We start from the raw sequence: 16639 nt of genomic DNA on the forward strand, positions 1-16639 counted from the left end.
AGCCTTTTCTGATCCCGTTGACACGCGGCGCACGGCGAGCCTAGCTTCGGAGCTGTGGCCAAGCGCTTGCTCAACTTCACGGACCGCACCGCCGTCGTCGGCGTCGGCTACACCCCCTTCACCAAGGACTCCCAGGTCAGCACCCTCACCCTCGCCTGTCGCGCGATCATGGCAGCGCTGGCGGACGCCGGCCTGGACCCGTCCGACGTCGACGGCCTGGCCACCCACCGCGTCGGCGACTCGGTCCCGCCCTCGCTCGTCGGCCCGGCCCTGGGCCTCGGCGACCCGACCTGGTACCTGGACCAGTTCGGCGGCGGCAGCGTCTCCCACGCCGTCGCCGGCCAGGCCGCGCTCGCCGTGGCCGCCGGCCTGGCCGACACCGTCGTCTTCTACCGGGCCATCAACGCCCGCTCCGAGTTCCGCATGGGCCAGGCCGCCAACCCCAGCCCCGAGGTCCAGTACCAGGCCCCCTATGGCCTGACCGCCCCCGTCCAGCACTTCGCCCTCGCCGCCCGCGCCCACATGCTGCGATACGGCACCACCGAGGAACACCTCGGGCAGATCGCCGTCCGCCAGCGCGCCCACGCCGCCAAGAACCCGCGCGCCCTCATGCGCACGCCCATCACCCTGGACGACTACCTCGCCAGTCGCCGGATCGCCGAGCCGTTCCGGCTGCTGGACTGCTGCCTGGAGACCGACGGGGCGTGCGCGCTGGTCATCACCACCGCGGAGCGGGCGCGGTCGCTGCGCCGTACCCCTGTGCTGATCTCGGCCGCCGCCTGGGGCGGCGGCCAGTCGTTCCTGTCCGGCGCGGACCCCACCGTCAGCGCCGCCGCGACCCTCGCCCCCCGCCTGTACGGCCAGGCCGGCCTCACCCCTGCCGACATCGACGTCGCCCAGCTCTACGACTGCTTCACCTATTCGGTCCTGGTCCAGCTGGAGGACTACGGCTTCTGCGCCAAGGGCGACGGCGGCCCCTTCGCGGCCTCCGGCGAGGGCCCGCCGGTGAACACCCACGGCGGCTTCCTGTCGGAGGGCTACGTCCACGGCATCAACCACATCGCCGAGGCCGTCTCCCAACTGCGCGGCGACGCCGGGGACCGGCAGGTGCCCGGGGCCCGGGTGGCGCTGTCGACCTCCCAGCCCGGCTACATCCTCCCCGCCACCTCCGCCCTGATCCTGAGGAGCCCGTGAATGCCCGCACATCCCAGGCCCACGCCCGACCGGGACTCGCGGGAGTGGTGGGAGCGGGTGGCCACGGGGGAGTTCGCCGTCCAGGAGTGTGACGGGTGCGGGCTGCGGCGCTTCCCCGCGCGGGCCTTCTGCCCCCGGTGCCGGGGCGAGGGACGTCACTGGGTGGCGGTCCGGCCGGTCGGGACGGTGGAGAGCTGGGTGGTCAGCCACCGGCCCTTCGGCCAGGGCGAGATCGTGGTCATGGTCCGCCTGGACGAGGTGCCGGACGCCCTGGTGCACGGCTCGTGGGAAGGGACCGGCGAGCCCGAGGGCGGATCGCGGGTGAGCGCGGTGTTCACGGCCGTGGACGACACCCTCACGCTGGTCGGCTGGCGGATGATCACCGGGTGATGGGAACGCTGGGAGACGGCCCGTTGGCCACCCGCAGCGTGAGGGACGTGCGGTCGTCCGGCGGCGCCGGGTAGTACACGTAGGCGCGGCTCTTCTCGCCGGTCTGCAGCGCGGGAACGTGGTTCTCGACGAACTCGGTGGCCATCTTCAGCGGGTGATAGCGCGCCTTGGTGGCCGGATCCTCCAGCGTGAACGCGCCGAAGTCGGCCGCCGCCGAGAACTCGTGCTCCCACCCGGAGAACGGCGCCGGAGCGGGCACGAACACCATGTTGGTCCGCACGGCCGAGACGTCGAAGGACGCCACCAGATAGGCCCCGTCGCGGTAGAGCGGCAGCACCTCGACCTTGAGCCGATCGTCCTTGTTGGCGAACGTCCAGGTGAAGTCGGCCACCGGCGCGCCCGGATCCGGGCGGAACGGCGCGTTCGGGCCGGTCGGGCCGCGTACCTCGCCGGCCGAGGGCCCCGTGGTGGTGGTCACGTCCGGGGCCTGCTGCTTGATCGTGTAGGAGATCTCCACGCGCCGGTTGCGCGCCCGGCCCTCGGGGTTGTCGCCGCCGCCGGGCTTGTCGTTCTTGGCGATCGGGGTGCTCTCGCCCTTGCCCTCGGTCACGTACCGGTAGCCGGCGCCCAGCTTCGCCGCCAGATACTCCTTGACCGCCTCGGCCCGCCGGACCGACAACGTCTGGTTGTAGGCGTCCTCGCCCTTGGTGTCGGTGTGGCCGACGATCGCGACCGGCGGCTTGGCCGGGTCGGCGCGCCTGCGGGTCTCCTCGGCGACCTCGTCCAGCACGGCGGCGGCCTTGGCACCGAGCTCGGCCTGGTCGAAGGCGAACAGCACGTCGGTGCGCAGGCCGATGGTCTCCTTGGCGCCCTCCTGCAGGGTGGTCCTCTTCGGCGTCTCGACCAGCTCGTTCACGTCGGAGACGCCGGACCAGACGTCACCCTCGGGCAGCACGACCGGCCACTGGAACACCTGACCCGCCTTGGGCCTCCCGGAAGCCCCACGCTCGCGGGCGACGGGCTCGCTCGCGGCATCGGCGACGGGAATCCCGGTCATCGGCCCCATCGGCAGATCAGGCACAACGGAGACCGCCTCGACCCCGGCCGGCAACAAGGGAAAGTACACCTCGACCGGATACCGCACTCCAGGCACGAAGTCCTCGGGAAACCCGTTGCCCTCCATGGTGTGCCGCGTCCCGAACGCCTCGTCGCCGCTCTTGGCCCGCAGCGTGAAGTACACCTTCCTGCCCACCGGATCGAACAACCGGAACCGCGCGAAGTCGCTGGGCACACTGCCATACCCGAAATCACCCTTGGTGTTCCGGTTCGCGGTGGTCATGATCTCCATGCGCAGCACCGTGAGCTTGGACGTCCGCTCCACACCCTTGATGTCGATCTTGAACGGCTCCGCCGAGTAGTACCCCACCAACCCCTCGGTTCCGTACCCGGAAACGCGGGGACTTGGTGACGCGGTGACGCCGGGCGAGGGCGGCACCGGATCCACCCGCCGGACGGGCTCACCAGTAGACCCGCACCCGCAGGCCAGCACGGCCACAGCCAGTAATCCGGATGCTCGAAGAGGAACTCGCATGCCGCCAGACCTTTGTAGACCGTCCTTGCAACCCACTTACCGTCCAACCGAAACCGCCTGTCAAGGCCGGCCTCGTGGCCCCGGTATATCAGGTCCGGGTCAACGGTGCGGGCGTAACGGCGGCCCGCCCCGCACGCTGGACGACCGTGCCCCTGGACGGGGCCCGGCCACGGTCGGCGGGTGGGGGTGGGGCGGCTTGCCGTAACGGATCATGGCGGTGAGAGAAGCTCGCACAGCCGAGAGGGCCCGCACGAAGGGGAAGGTCCGTGCGGGCGGGAAGGCTCGGATGAGGGGGAAGACACGCAGACAGGAGAACGCACCCTGGCGGGCGTGGGGGACCCGCCAGGGTGCGTTTCCTTTCTCCGACGCGGGCGGCGCCAGGACTCCGGCGAGGGATGGAGTCCTAGGCCGAGTGTTCGCGTGCGGAGTCGGTGGGGGAGTGTTCCGCTAGGGAACGCTCCGAGGGAGAGGACTGTGGTCGCCGACGGCGGTCGGCGATCCGTTGTGCTGCGCCAACCGGGTCGTCGATGGGGTGGCTGACTTCGACGCCCTCCTCATGCCAGACAAAGAAATCGTCTCTGCACCACACGGTCAACTCGGTTAGCACGGACAGCACGGACATACCGTTCCCGTTGCTCTGGTAGGTGTGGGTGAACCCCTGGCGATGCAACGCGTAACGCAGTAAACGTGTTGCCTCACGGGGATCGTGCCAGGGCGGGTAGCTTCGCAAGCTCGCTTGCTTCGCAAACGGCGCACCCGCGCGGACCGGCAACACCGGCCCTCACCCCCTCACCGGCCTTTCGATGGATTTGTACCAACGAATGGATGATGCGGCTGTCAAGGCCGTTCGGTCAAGGGGTTGTGGCCTGCTAGAACCAGATCGTCTAAATTGTTGGAACAAAAGGGGTGAAAGTGGCAAGACCGTCGCTGTATCAGCAGGTGGCTTCGGAGCTTCGCAGAGCCATCTACTCCGGCGACTACGGCCCCGGGGCGCAGCTGCCGACCGAAGAGGAGCTCCGCGCGCGCCACGGCGTCAGCCGGAACACGGTCAGGCTCGCAGTCGCGGAACTGGTCAACGAAGGCCTCGTCACGCGCGCACCCCGGCGCGGCACGATCGTCAGAGAACGACGCGCCCTGCTGATGCATCCGCAACGCGAACTGGAGCCGCAACCCACGGGAGTTCCCCGGGAGGCCTTCGCGTACGCCGTCAGCCAGGAAGGCCGCCAGCCCTCCCAGCTCATCGAAGTGTTGACGGTCCAACCGGCTGAGGACATCGCCAGCAGGCTGGAGCTCGACGACGGAAAACTGGCAGTGGTACGGCGGCGCCTGCGTTTCGTCGACGGCCAGCCCTACAACACCAACGATTCCTATTTCCCGCATGACCTGGTCGCCGAGTCCGAGATCGCCAGGCCGGGCGACATCGGGCGCGGCGCGAACCGGGTACTCGAGGAACTCGGGCACGCGCAGATCCGCGTGGTCGACGACATCTGGGCCAGGATGCCCAACCAGGCGGAGGTCGAACGGCTCCAGCTGGAGCTGGGGACGCCGGTCGTCGTGTATGTCCGAGTCGGCTACGACCGGGAGGACACGCCGGTCCGTGTCGCGGTGTCGGTGCTTCCCGCCGACAAGCACTTGATCAGATACGAGCTCGGCAGCCGCTGATCGAGCTCGGTTGGGGGTGATCCCAACGGCCGCGCGCAGCGAGATCTGACTTCGCTGGGCGGGGGAGTGGTGCATGCTCCCCTAAATCGTAATTTATCCAGACATATCCGTTTAGCTGCCGCGTGCCGTGAAGCGCACACGAGATGTGTTCTCCCGGACACCCAGCGCAACGAAGGGTAGACCCATGCACTCGAACACCCTCCTTCACCCGCTCACCCTGCGCCGAGCCGTACCCGCTGACCTGGGCGGAGTCCTCACCCTGCTCGCCGACACCGCCGACTGGCTCCACTCCCGGGGAATCCGCCAGTGGCCCCGAGGCGGCTTCGGCCCCGAGCGCATCGCCCCCCTCATCGACTCCCACGTCCTCTACCTCGTCGACGACGAGCTGCGCTACCTCGACTTCGACGAAGCCGCGCCGCCCGTCGCCACCATCGCCCTCGACGCCCAGGCCGACCCCGAGTTCTGGACCCCGGCCGACCGCCCCCGCGCCGCCCTCTACGTCCACAAACTGGCGGTGGCCCGCCCCTGGTCGGGCAGCGGCCTCGGCGACGCCCTCCTGGACTGGGCCGGCGCCACCACCCACGCCGTCGGCCTGCCCTGGCTCCGCCTGGACTGCGCCAAGTCCAACCCCGGCCTGCAGGAGTACTACCGCAAGCGCGGCTTCCGCCACCTGCGCACCGTCGACCTCCCGCACCGCGCGTCCGGCGCCCTGTTCCAACGCCTGACCCGCCCTGCCTTGTCGACGGCCTTCCGCGACCTCACGGTGCCGCACCTGCTGAGCGCCTGACCGTTCGCGGGCCTTAGGCGCGTTCTGACGGCGCGCTCGCGCTCGTTCGTGCTTTCTCGCGCCTCCCCGTTACGGCGAAGCCGCGCCCACCCCCCTCGCCGTAACGGGCGGGCCTCTGTCCTGGCCGCTCGTGAAGGCTCACGCACATCCCGCCGCGACGAGCGCCCCCTGGGCCACCCGACGGCGCCCAAGGCAAACCCCGGGGTCCCAAGCCGACTTTCAGGGGCCTGGTCGGGCCTGTCTGGGCCTGTCTGGGCCTGTCTTAGGGGAGGCTGCCTGGGGTGGCCAGGGGGTGCCCCACCGGTGGGTCTTCTGGCCGGGGTGGTGAGGTTTAGTCGCGGTCGAGCAGGGAGCGCCAGCGGGCGACGAGCGAGGGGTCGACCGGTTCGGTCCAGGAGGTGCGGACGGCGCTGCCGACGTGGAAGGCGCGGATGCCGTAGTCGAGCAGGGCCCGCACGTGCGGCGGCTTCAGGCCGCCCCCCGCGAGGATGAGCCCCGCGTCGCCCGCCTCGCACCGGGCCTTGAGCACCGGCAGCCCGTCGCCCACCCCGGAGGGCGAGCCGGAGGTGAGCACGGTGGCCAGGTTCGGCAGCAGCCGGACGGCGCGCCAGCTCGCGGAGGTGTCGGCGGCGTGGTCGACCGCGCGGTGGAAGGTCCACGGCAGCGGCGACACCGCGTGGATCATGGCCTCGGTGGCGTCCAGGTCGACGGCGCCGTCGGCGTCGAGGAACCCGAACACGAATCCGGCGGCCCCGGCCTGGGCCAGCGCCTTGGCGTCGTTCCTGAGCCGGTCGAGCGCTTCGGCGTCGGCCGTGAACCCGGCCTCGCCGCGCAGCATCACCATCTGGGGGAGCGCGCACTCGGCGGCGATGGCGGCGACCGTTTCCGGCGCTGGGGTGAGCCCGTCGGCGGCCATGTCGGAGACGACCTCAAGGCGGTCGGCACCACCACGTTCGGCGGCCACGGCGTCGCGCACATTGAGCGCGATCACCTCAAGGAGGGATCCGGTCATGGAGCTGAGGCTATATGGTGCGCTACCCGTCCACTGCACCCGATTCCCTGACAATCCAGACAGCCCGCGGACAACCCTCCAGTCAAGGTTGCCCTACAAGGCCGGTTCAGGCGGGGTTTCCGGTGAAGTCCCCCAGCGCGGACCGGGCCCGCGAAAGTGCCGTCACAAGAGTTTTGACGGTGGCCGGTTCGTCCATGACGCCCTCCACCTGCCGCTGCTGTTCCCAGGCCGCCACCCGGGCCGCGTAGCCCTCGTAGGTGGCCAGGTGGAAGGCGTAGACGGTGGCGAACCTGCTCACCAGGTGCGACGGGTGCATGTCCCAGCCCTGGTAGAAGCCGTGGGCCAGCGAGTGGCGTACCAGCTCGGCGTGCCGGCGCCACAGCGCGTGCACGTCGGCCGTCGCGGACGACGCGGGGGCGGCGGCCAGCGAGCCGTCCGACAGCTCGACCCCGGTGCCCGCGAACGCCGTCTGCATCACGTGCCTGGCGTGGTCGCAGGCCGGGTGGTCCAGGCGCTGCTCGTGCGGCGGCAGCCCGATCGCGGCGGTGTAGTCGAAGACGCCGAAGTGGGCCGCGGCCAACCGGCCTTCGGCCAGGCCGGCACGCAGGAACGGCAGCGTCTGCGGCGCCTCCACCTGGATCTCGAAGCGCAGCGGGCCGAGACCGAGCCCCTTCTCCAGATCCTCCAGGAAGGCGGTGAACTGGCCGAGGTAGTTCTCCATCAGGACCTTGGGGAACGTCAGCGCGAAACCCGGCGGAAGGGCGCCGATCCGGGACACGACCTCGGTCAGGAAGCCGTCCAGCGTGCGGACCGAGCGTTCCGGGTCGGCGTCGGCGAACGACTTGACCCGCAGGCCCCACCTGCGCGGCAGCCGTCCCTCCTCGTGCATCGCCACCACCGCGGCGGCGGCCTGCTCGACGTGGCCGTCCTCGTCGTCGGGACGCACGCCGTAGCCGTCCTCGAAGTCGATGCGCAGGTCCTCGACCGGCTCGGCGGCCAGCTTCCCCAGCAGCCGCCGGTGCACGGCGGGAGCCAGCTCCTCGCTCACCCCGAACACCGCGGCCAGCTCGCCGGGACCCGGCAGGTGGGTCTCTGCCAGCTCCAGCGCCTGCCCGCCCCACGTCGCGACCGTGTCGGCCGAGAAACGGTCGGCCGGAACATAGACCGTGTGCACCGGTTGCCAGCCGGCCGGGGTCATCGGGTAGCGGCTCTGCTGCAGCCGGTACTCCTCCGCGAACCCGGTGATCGGCCGATGCCCAACGGTGACACGCATGTTCTCCTCCGGAAACGCGGCGCTGGCAAGCTCGCCGAGCATCTCACAGCTTGGGAGGGCCCATGCCGGCAGCCCGTGAGGCGCTGATGATCGTGACCGTCACCCAGACCGACCCGGGGATGGCCCAATTACGGACGCCCGCGAGTGATACCGACGCGCTCGGCGAAGCACTGCTCGCGGGCTTTGCCCTGCGGAAACTGATCAACGGCACCCCGGGCGAGGTGCTGGCCGAGATCACCGCCTTCCTGGCCGGCCGGGAGCCGGACGACGTGCTCCTGCTCTACGTCGCCTGCCACGCCGTCGCCACCCCCGGCGGCCTGCTGCTGACCACCTCCACGACCGGCCGCGAGGACCCGGCCGCGACCTCGGTGCCGGTCGCCGCCGTCGAGCGGGCGCTGGCCGGGACCGCCGCCGGGCACGTCGTGCTCATCCTCGACTGCTGCTTCAGCGGCGCCGGGCGCGCCCCGATCGACCTGTCCGGTCTGTCCGCGCCCGCCCAGGTCTTCCTCAGCGCCACCGACCGCGTCGAGTACGTCCTCGACCAGGGCATGATCCGCGGCAGGGGCGTCCACTCCAAGCTGACCCCGGCGCTGGTCGAGACCCTGCGCACCGGCCGCCTCGTCACCGCGGCCGCCTTCGCCGGGCTCCCGGCCGCCGTCGTCGAGATCCGCGAGCCCGGCCTGCCCATCGCCCGCGCGGAAGCCGCTCCCGAGCCCGCCCCCGTGCTCGAGCATCCGAAGCCGACCGTGGGCGGGTGGGCCGTCCGCATCCTCTACTGGGGCCTGGTGATCGCCGGCCTGTCGCTCCTGGGGATGCTCGCCTCGGGCTGGTTCGCCTGGCGCATCTGGCGGCTGAACCTGCCCGTCGACCCCCTGGACGTGCTCGGCATGGCCTTCTTCGCCGGGCTCGTGGTGGTCGGCGCCGGAACCCTGGTGGCCGCTGTCTCCTATGTCGCCCGCAGGCGGCGCTCCAGGAAGTAGGGTTCCTGACCGTGACGGACAATCCGCTCTTCGCCCTGGCCACCTCGGGCAGGCGGCGTACCCATCCGATCCTCGCCCTCGTCGTCGCCGTGGCCGCGATCCTGCTGGGCGGGCTCATCGGGGCGATCATCCTGGCGTTCACCGGCCTGCCCGCCGACCCGTCCCTGCGCATGCTGGTGACCCTGGTGACCGGGTTCGCGCCGGTCGCGCTGCTGATCTGGCTGTGGATCGGGCTGTTCGAGGCACGCGGCTTCCGTACGCTCGGGTTCACCCGCGAGCACGCCGTCCGGCGCTCGGCGCTCGGCCTGCTGACCGGCGTCCTGTCCTTCGGCCTGGTCACCGCGATCCTCGTCGTGCCGGGCTTCACGCTGACCGACAACGTGCCCCAGGGCCTGGCGGCGATCGGCCCGGCGATCCTGGTGTTCGCCGGCTGGGTCGTGCAGGGCTCCACCGAGGAGATCGTCACCCGCGGCTTCCTGCTGCCGGTGGTCGGCGCGCGCTACGGGGCCGTGGTAGGCGTCGGCCTGTCCTCGATGCTCTTCGCCGCCCTCCACCTGCTCAACCCCGGCGTCAACGCGCTCAGCCTGGTCAACCTGGTGCTCGTCGGCGTGCTCCTCGGCCTGTACGCGCTGTGGGAGGGCGCGCTCTGGGGCGTGTGCCTGTGGCACGCGGCGTGGAACTGGGCCCAGGGCAACGTCTTCGGCTTCGAGGTCAGCGGCACCGACACGGGCATGATGGCGATCGTCGACCTGAAGGAGAACGGCCCCGACGTGGTCACCGGCGGCGTGTTCGGCCCCGAGGGCGGTGTGGCGACCACGCTCGTGCTCGCCCTCGGGATCGTCGTGCTCAGCCTCGGACTGCGTCGCGCATCGCGGCAAGTCCGACCAGTTTGACCCGCTCGCCGCGGCCGAGCGTCCTGGCCAGCGCCTCCTCGGCGGCCTCGATGCGCAGCCAGTGCTCGTAGGTGACCGGCTCGACGCCGCGCGAGCGCAGCAGGTCCTCGACGGAGGCGGGCCGTACCCTGTCGTGGCCGGCGAGGTCGGACAGCAGCGTGCGGACGGTCTCGGCGGCGTCGGACTTGTTGGTGCCGATCACCCCGGTGGGGCCGCGCTTGAGCCAGCCCGCCACGTACTCGCGCTCACGCACCCGGCCGGCCTCGTTCGGAACCGTCATCGAGCCCGTGTCGAACGGCACGCCGGGCAGCGGCACGCTCTGGTAGCCGACCGAGCGCAGCACCATGCCGACCGGCAGCGTCTCGTACACGCCGGTGCCGACGACGCGGCCGTCCTCCAGGCGGGTGCGCTCCAGCTTGAGCCCCTCGACCCGGTCGGTGCCGAGGATCTCCACCGGGCGCAGCCAGAACCGCACGTCCAGGCGGCGCGGGCGGCCGACGGGGGCGCGGGCCGCCCATGACTGCAGCACGTCGATGTTGCCGCGGATCTGGCGCGGGAAGTCGGCGCCGAGCACGACGGCCTCGTCGGGGCGTACGCACACGTCGGCGTTGGCCAGCTCGCCCAGCTCGCGCAGCTCCTTGAGCGTGAACTTGGCGTGCTCGGGACCGCGCCTGCCGATCATGTGGATGGCTTTGACCTGGCTGTCGGCCAGGCGTTCGAGCACGTCGTGGGGGACGTCGGTGGCGGCCAGTTCCTCCGCCGTCTTGGCCAGGACGCGCACCACGTCGACGGCCACGTTGCCGACGCCGATCACGGCGATCTCGGGGCTGTCGATCACGAAGCGGCCGGGGTCGACGTCGGGGTGGCCGCAGTACCAGTTGACGAAGTCGGTGGCGGCCACGCTGCCGGGCAGGTCCTCGCCGGGGATGCCCATGCGCCGGTCGACCATGGCGCCGGTGGCGTAGACGACGGCGTCGTAGCTCGCCAGGAGATCCTCGACGGACAGGTGCTCGCCGAGGGTGACGCCGCCGAGGAAGCGCACCTGGGGGAGTTCGAGCACTTTGCGCAGGTAGTTGGCGATGGACTTGATCGAGGTGTGGTCGGGGGCGACCCCGTAACGGACCAGCCCGTACGGCGTGGGCAGCCGCTCCAGCACGTCGACCTCGACTGGTTCGGCCGACTGCTTGACCAGCGCCTCCGCCGTGTAGATGCCCGCCGGGCCCGACCCGACTACCGCCACGCGCAACGACACGCCTGCCTCCTCAGGAGCGGGGGACACGTCCTAGTAGGTGCGACCGGCCAACCTCAACGAGGTATCCCCGGTCGCTCGTGCGTACGAACCCATCTTTCGCGAACACCCGCAATTCCGGCAGAGTTCGGGCATGATCCCGAGCGCGGCCTCGGTGTCAACGTAGCGGTTGCGACGGATCCGCGCACCGCCCTGAGGCAGGCGGCGCACTTCCACCCTAATCCGCGAAAGACCGGCAAGCGCGACCAAAACCGCAGGTCAGGAAATATTCCCTGCGGCCATCCGGCGGAGGGCGATCTTGTCGGTCTTGCCGTTCGGGTTGGCGGGCAGCTCCTCTACCACGATCACCCGCTTCGGCACCTTGAAGTTGGACATGTTCTCCCGCGCCCACGCCCGCAGCGCCTCGCCGTCCACCCGCGCACCGGACCGTGGCACCACGAACGCCCACCCCGCCTCGCCGGAGTCGTCGTCCGGCACCCCGACCACCGCGGCCTGAGCCAGCGACCCCTCCCGCAGCAGCAGCGCCTCGACCTCGGCGGGCGAGACGTTGAAGCCGTTGACGATGAACAGCTCCTTCTTCCTGTCCACGATGCTGAGGTTGCCCGCCTCGTCCAGCACGCCGACGTCGCCCGTGTGCAGCCACCCGTCGGCGTCGATCGCCTCCGCCGTCTTGCCGGGCTCGTCCCAGTAGCCGCGCATCACCCCGTACCCGCGCTGCAGGACCTCGCCCCGCTCCCCGGGCGGCACCTCCTCGCCCGCCAGGTCGACGATCTTCACCTCGATCCCCGGCACCGCCCGCCCGGTGGTCGTCGCGATCACCTCGATCGGGTCGCCGGCCCGCGTCATGGACACGACCGTGCCCTCCATGAGCCCGTACGCGTTGATCATGCGTTCCAGGCCCACCCGCTCGACCAGCCGCGTGATCAGCGGCGCCGGGACCGACGCCGCCCCGCAGATCGCCACCCGCAGCGAGGAGACGTCCCAGTCGCGCCGGTCGAGCTCGTCAAGCAGCCGGGCGAACAACGTGGGCGGACCCGCCAGGATACTCACCTTCCCGGACTCCACCAGCGCCATCAGGGCATCGGGGGTGAACACCCCGACCGGCATCATCGTCGCCCGGCGCAGGACGCAGGCGATCAGCCCGGCGTTGAGCCCGAAGCCGTGGTTGAACGGCGCGATCACCGGATAGCGGTCGTCCGGGCCCAGGGTGACGATCTCGGCCCAGTCCCAGTAGCCGCGCAGCACCTGGGCGTGGTCGAGCATGACGCCCTTGGGGGTGCCGGTGGTGCCGGAGGTGGACATGATCTCGCACAGGTCGTCCGGTCTCACCGCCAGCGCCCTGGTCTCGACGTCGCCCTCGCCGGTCTCCAGGAGCTCGGAGGTGGTCAGCGTGGCGGCCCGCCGTACCCCGTCGGGGACGATCACGTGGCGCAGGACCGGCAGGGGCGGCAGCAGGTCGGCCAGGACGGCGCCGCCCGCGCCAGGGCCGGTGACCAGCACCTCCGCGCCCGTCTTCGCGATGATCTCCGCGGCCTCGAAGCCCTTGTACCGGGAGGAGAGCGGCACGATCACCGCGCCCGCGTCCCAGACGCCGAAGGCGTGCGCCACCCACGCGGCGTCGTTGATCCCCCACACCGCCACACGGTCGCCGGGCCCGACGCCCAGCGCCATCAGCCCGCGCGCCACCGCGGCGGCCCGTTCGCGCAGCTCGCGCAGGGTGAGGCGGACCGGCCCGTCCACCACGAGGGTGTCCGGATACGCCGCGGCCCGCGCGCGCAGCATGCGGGGGAGCGTCCCCCAGCCGGGCACACTCTCCATCGCGCCTCCTCAGCCGGCCAGGCTGCGATCGCGGCCCAGGTGGTGGCCGCGCAGGTCCGCCACGACACCGGGCGTGACGGCCTCCGACACCTCGGGCGCCACCTCCACCCCGATCTGCACCGGCGTCAGCCCGTGCACGGCCTGCTGGATGCGCGACTTCCACATCGGGTTCTTGATCAGGCTCGCCCGGTTGAAGACGACCGTGAGCACGGCGGCGTCCAGCGTGCCCTGGCGGCTCACCGTCAGTTTCCAGCCCGACACCCCGTCCACCTTGGCCAGCGCCTTCTGGATCCGGAGCAGCGACACCCACACCCCGCGCACGAGCACGTGCTCGCCGACCGTGTGCGCGGGCGCGAGCCCGCCCCGCGACACCTGCCCGGTACGCAGCACCGCGTCACCCAGCGCCGCGTGCCCGCGCGGCGTGATCACCACCTCGGCGAGCTCGCCCGCACCGGGATCGAGCGCGTCCTTGCCCAGCGCCGCCAGCCCGACCAGCCCCTCGGCCAGCGGCACGAAAGGCTCCTCCTCCGCGGTACGGCAGGCCAGCGCGGCCCCGGTGAACGGGCTCGCGTACACCTCGGTCACCGCGGCGTCGAACTCCTTGGCCAGATACGCCATCGTCCGCTTGGCCGCGTTCTCACCCGTCAGCACGATCGTGCGCAGCCCCAGGTCCAGCGGGTCAAGCAGAAACTCCAGGTGCAGGCGGGACAGGAAGTCCATGGCCCCGGTCGGCGTCGCCACCAGCGCCGTGGCCCCGACCGAGGTGAGCGCGTGGTGCAGCCGCATCCGCCCTCTGGGCCCGACCGAGGCGCCGGCCCGCGCGACGTCCGCCGCCGCGCCGGCCCACAGGGCGCCGGCCGGTTCGGCCAGTGCCACCACCACGCGGTCCCGCGCGCCGACGCCCGCAGCCTTGAGCGCCGCCCCGGTCATCGCGGCGGCGTCGGCGCGCTCCCCGGGCCCGAGCGGGAACACGCTCGCCGCGTCCGGCGAGACCACCAGCAGCCCGGACGCCGACCGCCCGGCGGCGCCCAGGTCGTCACGTGTGAGCCATCGCATCGAAGGCCACCCCCATCCCTTCCCTGAGACCGCAGCGGCGCATCAGCGCACCACCTCGGTCATGAACGTGCGCATCGACTCGGTGACCAGCGGATGCGCCAGCCCACCCACCTGGCACTGCAGGATCAGGTCGGTGGCGCCGGCCTCGGCGATGCGCGCGACCGCCTTGCGTGAGCCCTCCACGTCGTCCACCACGACCATGAGGTGCTCGCGCAGCGTCGCCATGGCCTCGTCGGGCGGCATGCCGGCCGCGAGCTGTCCCAGGACGCGATGGGTGGCGTGGCGGGCGTCGTAGTAGTCGGGCGGCGTGACCAGGTTGACCTGGCGCCGGATATACCAGAGCACGGCGTCGGCCGCCTCGTCCCGCGCCTGCCCCACGTACCAGGGGATCATCAGCGCCACCCGCCGGCTGGCGGGGTCGAAGCCATGGTCGGCCAGGCACTCCCGGTATTTCGCGATGTCGGCGGCGACGTCGTCGATGCCCTTCAGCATCGTCATCCCGAGCAGGTTGTAGCCGTGCTTGGCTGCCGCCAGGTAGCCCTCCAGGGACGTGGACGCCACCCACACCCTCGGATACGGCTCCTGGACCGGCCGCGGGTACACGGACACGTCCGGAATCTCGAAGAACTCGTTCGACCGGCTGACCGGTTCGCCGTCCGCCTGCCAGATGGCCAGCGTGGCCTCCAGGGAGTCCTCCCAGATCTGCCGCGACTTCTCGAACGGCTTCTGGAACGCCTGGTACTCCAGCGGCGAGGCGCCGCGGCCGGTCCCGAACTCCACCCGGCCGCCGCTCAGGACGTCGAGGGTGGCCACGCGCTCCGCCGTACGGATGGGCGACTGGAAGGGCAGCAGCACCACGCCCAGCCCCAGGTGGATCCGCTCGGTGCGCTGAGAGATCGCGGCCAGCACCAGATCCGGCGCGGAGGAGTGGGAGAAACCCCTGGTGAAGTGGTGTTCGACGAACCAGGCCGTGTCGAAGCCCAGTTGGTCGCCCAGGACCACCTGGTCGATCACATTCCGGAACGCCTGCTGCTCGACCTCGCGGGTACGCCCGCGAACCTCCAGTTCGTAACCGAGGCTGATCCGCATTCATCCTCCAAGTAAACCAAGCGCTCGCTTGGTAGAGACTATCAGGGCGGCTGTCCGGCGGGAAGTGCGGCTGTGCGTCCGGGACTTGCGGGATACGTGGTACGGCGATCAGAGTGGGTGATCGTGAGGCGAAAGCACGCGCTGCGGCGGCAGAAAGATGGCACGCTCCCAGACATGAGGGGTTTCCGCCGGACTCGGTCGAGCGACGACGAGCTTTCCAGCGCGCGCCGCTACGAGGCGTTCGGCCGGGTCATGGCGGTCCTGGCCACCAAGGCGGACTTCATCGAGGCGTGCCGCGACCTCACCTGGTGGCGGGGCGCCGACCACAGCTGGCACATCGAGTGGCGCGACGGCCCCTACGCCGCCGAGGTGGCCGCGCTGCTCGCCGAGCACGTGCGCGACCCCGACTTCGACGGCAGCCTGGTCACGGCGGCCGGTCCCGGCAGTGACGCCTCGGCCGTCCTCGACGTCATGGGCGTCCGCTTCGAACTCCACGCCGTCGACCCCATGGGCTCGGCCCGCGTGCACGTACGCCCCGGCTTCTGGCGCCTGGCCGAGGCCCTGGACACCACCCGCCGCACCAACGCCCGCCAGCCCTGGGAAGAACTCCTCGGCGGCTAGCCGCCGAACACGTGCGCGGCCAGCTCCCCGCGATGCCCCAGCGGGGTGCGGAAGAGCTGGGCGTCGGAGGTGGCGCGCTTCAGATGGCGGTGGGCGTCATGCTCCCAGGTGATCCCGATGCCGCCGTGGACCTGGATGTTCTCACCCGCCGCGCGCAGATAGGCCTCTCCGCAGTAGGCCCCGGCGACGGCGGCGGTCACGTCCGACTCGTGCGCGGCCAGCGCCGCCGACCTGGCCGACTCCACCAGCAGCGCCACGTCGGCCAGCTTGTGCTTGATCGCCTGGAACGACCCGATCGGCCGCCCGAACTGCCGCCGCTGCTTGGCATACTCCACCGACGCCTCAAGGCACCGCTCCGCCCCGCCCGCCTGCTCGGCCGCGAGCGCGGCGATCCCGAGCGTGCGGACCGCGTCCCGGTGCTCGTCCCCGCCCAGGACGGTGGCGGGCGTCCGCTCGAAGACGAGCCTGGTCAGGGGCCGCGTGAGGTCCATGGTCCGGTACGGCTCCCGCACCGCGGGCCGGGCCTCGACCAGATGCCCGCCGGCGTAGAGAAGCACCAGATCCCCGTCCAGGACATACGGCGCCTCCCCGTTCAGCAGCCCGTCCTCCAGCGACAGTTCAGGGCCGAACACGACGGTCGCGCTCATCGCGCCCTCGGCCAGCGGCGGGAGCAGGCGCGAGCGGGCCGCCGCATCCCCGTCGAGCCTGAGCGCCGCCACCGCCAGTACCGCCGTCTGCAGGAACGGCTGCGCCGACAGCGCCCGCCCCACCTCCCACGCCACGGCCGCGACCTCCTCGGGCCCGCAGCCCGCGCCGCCGTACTCCTCGGGCACGGCCAGTCCCGCGATGCCGAGTTCCCGCGCGAAGTCCGCCCACGACGCGGACGGGCGGCGGGACAGGTACGACCGGACGGTGTCACGCAGCAGATCCATGCTCCAAGACTAACCAAGCACTTGCTTCGCCGTTAGCTTCGGTTGACCGAATTTTGCCTTTTCTGTAAGTCCGCATACTGTGAGTAATGGCC

At 71.4% G+C, this 16639-nt stretch carries 15 protein-coding genes; 7 read left to right on the plus strand and 8 right to left on the minus strand.

The annotated features are described in order from the left end of the window. The first annotated feature begins 54 nt into the window (after positions 1–54). Together ACFWY5_RS29095 and ACFWY5_RS29100 are read left to right on the plus strand one after the other, a co-directional pair. Entirely contained in the window at positions 55–1194 is a 1140-nt protein-coding gene (locus ACFWY5_RS29095; RefSeq protein ID WP_379635627.1) for an acetyl-CoA acetyltransferase, read from the plus strand. Next, the gene (locus tag ACFWY5_RS29100; protein WP_379635629.1) at positions 1195–1584 is read left to right on the plus strand and encodes a Zn-ribbon domain-containing OB-fold protein; all 390 of its coding nucleotides are present in this window, start codon (positions 1195–1197) and stop codon (positions 1582–1584) included. It abuts the gene before it with no gap. On the opposite strand, the gene ACFWY5_RS29105 is transcribed toward ACFWY5_RS29100, so the two are convergent. Then, positions 1574–3010, minus strand: coding sequence for an OmpA family protein (locus ACFWY5_RS29105; RefSeq protein ID WP_379635631.1), 1437 nt, complete (start codon positions 3008–3010; stop codon positions 1574–1576). The two genes, ACFWY5_RS29100 and ACFWY5_RS29105, sit on opposite strands and share 11 nt — an antisense overlap. Before the next feature lie 1077 nt (positions 3011–4087). Between ACFWY5_RS29105 and ACFWY5_RS29110 the strand changes: the two genes are divergently transcribed. After that, the gene (locus ACFWY5_RS29110) at positions 4088–4837 is read left to right on the plus strand and encodes a GntR family transcriptional regulator (RefSeq protein WP_379618053.1); all 750 of its coding nucleotides are present in this window, start codon (positions 4088–4090) and stop codon (positions 4835–4837) included. A 184-nt stretch (positions 4838–5021) separates the two neighbouring features. Continuing rightward, positions 5022–5624, plus strand: coding sequence for a GNAT family N-acetyltransferase (locus tag ACFWY5_RS29115; protein ID WP_379618055.1), 603 nt, complete (start codon positions 5022–5024; stop codon positions 5622–5624). A gap of 331 nt (positions 5625–5955) precedes the next feature. Here ACFWY5_RS29115 and ACFWY5_RS29120 read toward each other — a convergent pair whose 3' ends face one another. Both ACFWY5_RS29120 and ACFWY5_RS29125 read right to left on the minus strand, forming a co-directional pair. Then, positions 5956–6636: a copper homeostasis protein CutC gene (locus ACFWY5_RS29120; protein WP_379618057.1), complete on the minus strand. Its 681-nt coding sequence runs from the start codon at positions 6634–6636 to the stop codon at positions 5956–5958. 106 nt (positions 6637–6742) lie between these two features. Next, on the minus strand, positions 6743–7909 hold the full coding sequence (locus tag ACFWY5_RS29125; protein WP_379618059.1) for a DUF6986 family protein: 1167 nt from the start codon (positions 7907–7909) through the stop codon (positions 6743–6745). Between the two features lie 62 nt (positions 7910–7971). On the opposite strand from ACFWY5_RS29125, the gene ACFWY5_RS29130 reads away from it, so the two are divergent. Both ACFWY5_RS29130 and ACFWY5_RS29135 read left to right on the plus strand, forming a co-directional pair. Then, a complete protein-coding gene (locus ACFWY5_RS29130) occupies positions 7972–8889 on the plus strand; it encodes a caspase domain-containing protein (protein ID WP_379635633.1) in 918 nt (305 codons plus the stop codon). Between the two features lie 11 nt (positions 8890–8900). After that, complete coding sequence (locus tag ACFWY5_RS29135; RefSeq protein WP_379618064.1) at positions 8901–9782, plus strand: type II CAAX prenyl endopeptidase Rce1 family protein; 882 nt, start codon at positions 8901–8903, stop codon at positions 9780–9782. Here ACFWY5_RS29135 and ACFWY5_RS29140 read toward each other — a convergent pair. The 4 genes from ACFWY5_RS29140 to ACFWY5_RS29155 all read right to left on the minus strand — a co-directional run bounded on the left by ACFWY5_RS29140 (position 9736) and on the right by ACFWY5_RS29155 (position 14994). Then, positions 9736–11034 (minus strand): FAD-dependent oxidoreductase, encoded by a 1299-nt coding sequence (locus ACFWY5_RS29140; protein ID WP_379618066.1) that lies wholly within the window; start codon positions 11032–11034, stop codon positions 9736–9738. The genes ACFWY5_RS29135 and ACFWY5_RS29140 overlap by 47 nt on opposite strands. A gap of 255 nt (positions 11035–11289) precedes the next feature. Further along, positions 11290–12849, minus strand: coding sequence for an AMP-binding protein (locus tag ACFWY5_RS29145; protein ID WP_379635635.1), 1560 nt, complete (start codon positions 12847–12849; stop codon positions 11290–11292). A gap of 9 nt (positions 12850–12858) precedes the next feature. Further along, a complete protein-coding gene (locus tag ACFWY5_RS29150; RefSeq protein WP_379635637.1) occupies positions 12859–13905 on the minus strand; it encodes a hypothetical protein in 1047 nt (348 codons plus the stop codon). A gap of 42 nt (positions 13906–13947) precedes the next feature. Continuing rightward, positions 13948–14994 (minus strand): LLM class flavin-dependent oxidoreductase, encoded by a 1047-nt coding sequence (locus tag ACFWY5_RS29155; RefSeq protein ID WP_379618072.1) that lies wholly within the window; start codon positions 14992–14994, stop codon positions 13948–13950. Between the two features lie 174 nt (positions 14995–15168). Here ACFWY5_RS29155 and ACFWY5_RS29160 point away from each other — a divergent pair, with 174 nt between their 5' ends. Continuing rightward, on the plus strand, positions 15169–15615 hold the full coding sequence (locus tag ACFWY5_RS29160) for a hypothetical protein (RefSeq protein ID WP_379635639.1): 447 nt from the start codon (positions 15169–15171) through the stop codon (positions 15613–15615). Here ACFWY5_RS29160 and ACFWY5_RS29165 read toward each other — a convergent pair. Continuing rightward, positions 15612–16547 carry an acyl-CoA dehydrogenase family protein gene (locus ACFWY5_RS29165; RefSeq protein WP_379635641.1) on the minus strand — a complete coding sequence of 312 codons (936 nt, stop codon included), beginning with the start codon at positions 16545–16547 and terminating at the stop codon, positions 15612–15614. The two genes, ACFWY5_RS29160 and ACFWY5_RS29165, sit on opposite strands and share 4 nt — an antisense overlap. Between the last annotated feature and the right edge of the window lie 92 nt (positions 16548–16639).

The sequence above is a fragment of the Nonomuraea sp. NPDC059007 genome (genome assembly GCF_042740555.1).
Classification (GTDB): Bacteria; Actinomycetota; Actinomycetes; order Streptosporangiales; family Streptosporangiaceae; genus Nonomuraea.